We start from the raw sequence: 5,588 nt of genomic DNA, 5'->3' as shown, positions 1-5,588 counted from the left end.
GAGTTATTATTTTCATAAGTTTTAAATCCATTGCGCCAAGAAATAAACCTTTGATTGTAGCGTGATAACTCTTTTTCTACAGCCTCTGCCTCTTTTTTCTCTAGGGATTCCGCGTTTTCTTGTTTTGTCTGTTCTTTTGGTGCGGTAACCGCTTCTTGTTTGACCTCTGTGGTTGTTTCTTGTTTGGGTGATTCCTGCGCTTGTGATTCTTGTGTTAATTCCTCGTTTTCGTTGAATTCGTTAGCATTGCGTTCTTTATCCTCTTTATGCCACTTATAATGCGCCCCTGCCCACAAGCAAAAGAAAAAGGCATACCATATTACTAATACAATATTTGAAGCTTCAACACCTAACATAAAACACACTATACCCAATACAGGAAACGTTATTAAACCACAAAGCAAAGCTGAAAATGCAGAAGCAAAAATTGATACCAAAAAGCCAAGCATAACCCTATACAAACCTCTGAAACATACCCACCACTACGCCTATTATCTCGTAATCTAAGCTGTTTAGAGAAATTGCTTCGTATTTTTCATTATCACTTAAAAGTTTCGGCGTAGGTAACTTTTGAATGCGTTTCACATAAAGTTCCGATTCCACGCGCACGACACATATTTGACCATCTAACGCATCGCGCTTTTGCACGAGCAGTTGGCATAATGGCGGAATTGTAGGCGTCATAGAATCCCCTTGTGCTGTGATAATGCTAAGATTATCAAGGTTAGTTAGCCCAAATTGTTCCCTTAAAAATGCTCGCTCTAACTCTACTTTGCGCGTAATAACTTCATCATTAATAAGACCATATCCTGCAGAAGCAACGACATCATCAAAAATCGGAATCATAATAGACTTTTTATGCTCTGTCACATAAGTGAAATTATTTGCACCAATAAGCCCTCTAATCATATCCGCAGATTCTGAATTAATCTTGCTTCCTCCCTTTTCATAATTAATAATTTGCCTTTTTGTGATTCCGAGTTTATCCCCTAATTCGCTTTGTGTAAGCCCTAGTTTTAAGCGTATCTCTTTAAATTCCGCAGCTTCCATTAAGCCCCCTTAAAAAAATGCAACTTTTTTCACTTTTATATTGACAAGTGAAATTTATTTCACTATAATCCCACTATCAAAAGTTTGTAAAGTCTTTAATAGCTTTTTGTAGAGAATAGCAAAAATTATCCCAAAGACTGCTTACTTTTATGTTCTTTGAAAATCAAGCTGTCAGACCGCCAAGCAGGTAGTGTTTAAAAGCGGAATAAACCTACTAACAATATCCATATTGAAAGTCCTTTTGTAGCTTCAGATGAAAATCTGCGTTCTTTTATTTTTTATATTCAATGTAACCTTTAACATTTTAATCTTTTAATCTTAACCTTTAACAAGTAAATGTTACTCCAAATTTTAGCACAAAAGGACTTCACTATGGATATTAGAATAAAAATTTGTAAATCCCATAGATTGCAAAGGCAAAAAGTATTACATTTAGCATAATGTAAAAAGCAGATTGCTTGATTTTTTCTAAAGAAGTTAGGTTTTCTACTTTATGCACACAAGAGCAGGGTTTGTTTAACGCATTGCAGTAGCCATTATCGTTAAACTCACAAAGCAATTTAACACGCTTATTTCCTACCATTTGGTAATAAATGTAGTAATTATAATCTTTACAAGCGGTAGTTGGAATCCAAATAACTATTACAAGACTTCAACAAGTGTGTATTGTCAAAACTCATTAAATAAATATTTCTCATTACAATGGGATAAAACTTAACATTTTTTATAGTTTTTGCTAAAAATGTTACAAATTTGATCTTTTTTGACTATAATAATGCGCATCTTAAAAAACAATAAGGAAAGGCTTGATGAAACAAGAACAAGACATTCAAAAACTTGACAAGGCATTTCTAGGGCATCCAAAACCTCTATTTGCCCTATCTGCAACAGAACTTTGGGAGAGATTTTCTTTTTATGGGATCCGCCCTTTGCTTGTGCTTTTTATGACAGCGACTCTACTAAGCGGTGGACTTGGTATGAGCAAAGAGGAAGCCTCAGCTATTGCAGGAATTTTTGGAGGTTGCATTTATTTAGCAGCATTACCCGGAGGGTGGATAGCCGATAATTACTTGGGACAGAAAAAGGCGGTGTTTATTGGTTGCATCATCATTGCCTTAGGACACTTAAGCATAGGGTTATCGTATTTTAGCACCTCTTTATTTTTTATAGGACTTGCTCTCATTGTGATTGGCACAGGACTTTTTAAAACTTGCTCTTCAGTAATGGTGGGTATGATGTATGATAAAAACGATCCAAGAAGAGATTCAGGTTTCACTATTTTTTATATGGGGATTAATATTGGTGGCTTTATCGCCCCTTTAATCACAGGATTTCTACAAACTGAATATGGGTGGCATTTAGGTTTTGGAGCGGGAGGCATTGGTATGCTTATTGCCCTACTTATTTTTGCCTTTAAGGCAGTGCCTGATTTTAAGGAATTTGACACAAAAATAGGAATGGACGAAGCTTGGGATAAACCAGCTAGACACAACAAAAATGCTCCTTATGCGATTGCTATTTTTTTGATAATTCTAATTGGGATTTGCTTTTTAGGCATCAGTGGCTTTATTAATCTCAATCCCGTTGCCATTGCAAAAAGTATGACAATGGTAATTTTATGGTGTGCGGGGCTTTATTTTCTCTATCTTTTCTTTTTAGCACAGCTACAAAGTGATGAGAAGAAAAATTTAGTGGTGTTTGTGGTGCTATTTTTTGCAGCTGCTGTGTTTTGGTCGGTTTTTGAACAACAATACACCACCTACAACTTTTTTGCAGACAATCTTACCGATAAAGTAGTTTTTGGCTATGAAATTCCAACTGTGTGGTTTCAATCCATTAATGCCCTTTTTATCATTCTTTTAGCACCTGTGGTGGGCGCAATTTGGGTGTTTTTAGCAAAGAAAAATTTAGAACTCTCCTCACTCACTAAATTTTCCTTAGGGCTTATTGGTGCTGGTATAGGCTTTTTAATTATGGCATTTGCAGCAACAAGCATTCTAACAAACAATGGCGGAATAGAAAATGCGACCAATGCTATTGGTGCAGGAAATGCGATTTTAGCATCTCCTTGGTGGCTAGTAGGAAGTCTTTTATTTCTAACACTTGGTGAGCTTTGCCTCTCCCCTGTGGGCTTATCCATAATGACAAAAATTGCTCCTAAACTCATTAAATCACAAGTAATGGGTTTATGGTTTGTAAGCATTTCCGTAGGTAATGTGCTAGCTGGACTTATAGGAGGACACGCCAATGAAGAAAATTTAGCAACCTTACCCGATTTATTTTATCAATGCGTATGGATTTTATTAGGAGCAGCTATAATACTTTTAGTGCTTAAAAATTTTATTAAAAAATAGAAAATTAAAGGAAAACAATGAATCCCTTTGCAAAAAGAGTACAGAACCTTCGCCAAGCAATGCAAGAAAAAGGCTTAGACGCCTATATCGTTTTAAGTGCTGATCCTCATTTGAGTGAATATTTAAGCGATTATTACAAAGTAAAGGATTATCTAAGTGGTTTTAAAGGCTCAGTAGGAACTCTGGTTTTCACACAAAAAGAAGCATTTTTATGGGTAGATGGCAGATATTGGTTACAGGCTGAAAATGAACTCCAAGGTAGTGGTATAAGCCTACAAAAACAGGATAAAAACAACACTTTTCAAGATTGGTTACATAGCGATTTAAACCAACATCACATTTTAGGGACAGATTTTGCCGTGCTAAATTTAGCCCTTAAACAAGAATTAGAAAAAATTTGCACCCTTAAACATTGCGATTTAATTGCGCCCCTTTGGGAAAATCGTCCTGCTTTGCCCAAAGCTGCAATTTATGCACATAAAAAGGAATATTGCACACTAAGCGCAAAAGAAAAAATTGCTCTTGTGCGTGAAAAAATGCACGCCTTAAAAGCAGAAAATCATCTCATTTCAAGCCTTGATGATATAGCCTATCTGACTAATTTGCGTGGAAGCGATGTGGAATACAATCCCGTTTTTTTAAGCCATTTACTTATCACACAAAAAGAAACTTTGCTCTTTGTTGATAGAGATAAAATTACACAAGATTTAAAAGCACAACTTGAAAAAGAGGGAGTTTTTCTAGAGTCTTATGAAGAAGTAACAACCACGCTTAAAACGCTAGAAAACACAAGTGTGCTTGTTGAGCCTGCTAAAATGACAGCTTTACTCATTGAATCTTTGCATTCTAGCGTGAAACTGATTGAAGCCATCAATCCAAGCACACATCTAAAAGCAGTGAAAAATGCAAAAGAAATTACTCACATTGAAGATGCAATGGTGCAAGATGGAGTGGCTTTGTGCCGTTTTTTTGCTTGGCTTGAAGAAGCCATACAACAAGGAGAAGAAATTGATGAAGTGGAGATTGATACACAAATTACAGCTTTTAGAGCTAAGAGCAAGGATTATATTAGTAATAGCTTTGCAACCATAGCAGCCTTTAAGGGTAATGGTGCTTTTCCTCATTATAAAGCCGAGAAAGGAAAATGCCTGCAAATTAAAGGCGATGGCTTTTTGCTAATTGATTCAGGGGGGCAATACAGCAATGGCACAACAGACATCACTAGAGTTGTGCCTATTGGCAAAATCAATGCAGAGCAAATCCACGATTACACTCTCGTTTTAAAAGCACACATTAACATCTCTAAAACAATTTTTCCTAAAGATATTCCTATGCCTTTATTAGACGCTATCACAAGAAGCCCTTTATGGGAAGAACAACTTGATTATATCCACGGCACAGGACACGGAGTAGGCTATTTCTTAAATGTACACGAAGGTCCTCAAGTGCTTTCTTATTTTGCTCCCGTGCTTGAAAAAACGAAGGCAAAAGAAGGTATGCTTACCTCCATAGAACCCGGAATCTACAAAGCGGGCAAATGGGGAGTAAGGCTTGAAAATTTAGTGCTTAACACAAAAGTAAGCAACCCAAAAAACACCTCCTTTGGAGAATTTTTATATTTTAGACCCGTTACACTCTGCCCCTTTGAGCCAAGTTGTATTGATAGTAGCTTATTAGATGAAAAAGAAAAGGCGTGGCTAAATGACTATCACAAAGAAGTGCAAGACAAGCTTGCTCCGCATCTAAAAAATGATGAAAAAGCACTAAAATGGCTAACAACAAGAACACAAGCTCTTTAAACCATCGCCAAAGGCGATGCTTAAGCTTACATAAAGAACTCCTTTAACTTTCAACACTTTGATTCTGTCCAGCTAAACGCATTTCTTTGTAATTCTTTTAAACCAAACATTGTTATTTATTCTCTTTCATAAAGCATATAACATTCTCTAGCAAATACAAAAAGCTACCCTTAAGCAAGACATTAAGCCCACAAAAAAGCCCATTGCCTTAAGTGTGCATTGGATAAAAAAGGATAGGCGCAAAAGAGACATAGACAATATTTTAAAACCCATCTTAGACGCATTAAACGGAATTGCGTATTATGATGATTCTCAAGTTACAGAGCTTTTTGTTAAAAGACAACAAGGCGCGCAAGAATGTTTAGAAATTACAATCAAGCAGCTA

At 36.2% G+C, this 5,588-nt stretch carries 4 protein-coding genes and 1 pseudogene; 3 read left to right on the top strand and 2 right to left on the bottom strand.

Annotated elements, in window-relative coordinates:
- Both MRZ19_RS04885 and MRZ19_RS04880 read right to left on the bottom strand, forming a co-directional pair.
- Nucleotides 1–356 (bottom strand): annotated as a pseudogene (locus tag MRZ19_RS04885) (hypothetical protein); the annotation flags it as partial.
- Between the two features lie 97 nt (nt 357–453).
- Nucleotides 454–1,050 carry an XRE family transcriptional regulator gene (locus MRZ19_RS04880; protein ID WP_291030928.1) on the bottom strand — a complete coding sequence of 199 codons (597 nt, stop codon included), beginning with the start codon at nt 1,048–1,050 and terminating at the stop codon, nt 454–456.
- An 809-nt stretch (nt 1,051–1,859) separates the two neighbouring features.
- On the opposite strand from MRZ19_RS04880, the gene MRZ19_RS04875 reads away from it, so the two are divergent.
- The 3 genes from MRZ19_RS04875 to MRZ19_RS08550 form a co-directional block, all read left to right on the top strand.
- The gene (locus MRZ19_RS04875; protein WP_291030926.1) at nt 1,860–3,404 is read left to right on the top strand and encodes a peptide MFS transporter; all 1,545 of its coding nucleotides are present in this window, start codon (nt 1,860–1,862) and stop codon (nt 3,402–3,404) included.
- Between the two features lie 17 nt (nt 3,405–3,421).
- Nucleotides 3,422–5,203: an aminopeptidase P family protein gene (locus MRZ19_RS04870; protein ID WP_291030924.1), complete on the top strand. Its 1,782-nt coding sequence runs from the start codon at nt 3,422–3,424 to the stop codon at nt 5,201–5,203.
- Nucleotides 5,204–5,357: 154 nt separating this feature from the next.
- On the top strand, nt 5,358–5,588 hold a 231-nt coding region (locus MRZ19_RS08550), incomplete at its 3' end, for a RusA family crossover junction endodeoxyribonuclease (RefSeq protein WP_366936151.1).

This window comes from Helicobacter sp. (assembly GCF_022770205.1).
Taxonomy (GTDB): Bacteria; Campylobacterota; Campylobacteria; order Campylobacterales; family Helicobacteraceae; genus Helicobacter_D.
Note: the sequence above shows the minus strand (reverse complement) of the source record. Positions and strands in the feature narration are given on the sequence as shown.